General features: G+C 54.0%; 1 protein-coding gene and 1 pseudogene. One reads left to right on the forward strand and one right to left on the reverse strand.

Annotated elements, in window-relative coordinates; all coding sequences use genetic code 11:
- A partial coding sequence (locus C5J22_RS30890) for an Ada metal-binding domain-containing protein (RefSeq protein WP_305778798.1) occupies positions 1-201 on the reverse strand: 201 nt, incomplete at its 3' end.
- On the opposite strand from C5J22_RS30890, the pseudogene C5J22_RS31885 reads away from it, so the two are divergent.
- Positions 200-402, forward strand: a pseudogene (locus C5J22_RS31885) (hypothetical protein); the annotation flags it as partial. The gene C5J22_RS30890 and the pseudogene C5J22_RS31885 overlap by 2 nt on opposite strands.

Genomic DNA, 402 nt, shown 5'->3' on the forward strand with positions numbered 1-402 from the left:
GGGCCGGAAACCGGACTGTATGCAAGTGGCGATGGAATCGTGGAAGAGCGTGTTCTCCCGCTTCGGCTTGCGGGCCGGACAGGTCAACCGACAGAAGACGCCGGTCGTCCTTACGCAGACATAGGCGAGCCCCTCATAATCGGAGCTGCGGGCGATCAGCGCATCATAGAGCGTATCTTCATTGGGGAGATCGAAAAGCATGAAAGCCTTTTATCATCCCTTCCCTTTGCCGTCCGTCGAAAATCGGGCGTCTATTTTTTTGTTCGGCAATTTCCTTGGCCCGTGCCATAACGCCGCCATGACCAAGATAGATCGTACTCCGACAAAAGCCGATTTTGCGCATGTGACCGAATGGGTCTTCGACCTCGACAACACGCTTTATCCACATCACGTCAATCTCTT

Origin of the sequence: Neorhizobium sp. T25_13 (assembly GCF_002968675.1) — a bacterium.
GTDB classification, from domain to species: domain Bacteria; phylum Pseudomonadota; class Alphaproteobacteria; order Rhizobiales; family Rhizobiaceae; genus Neorhizobium; species Neorhizobium tomejilense.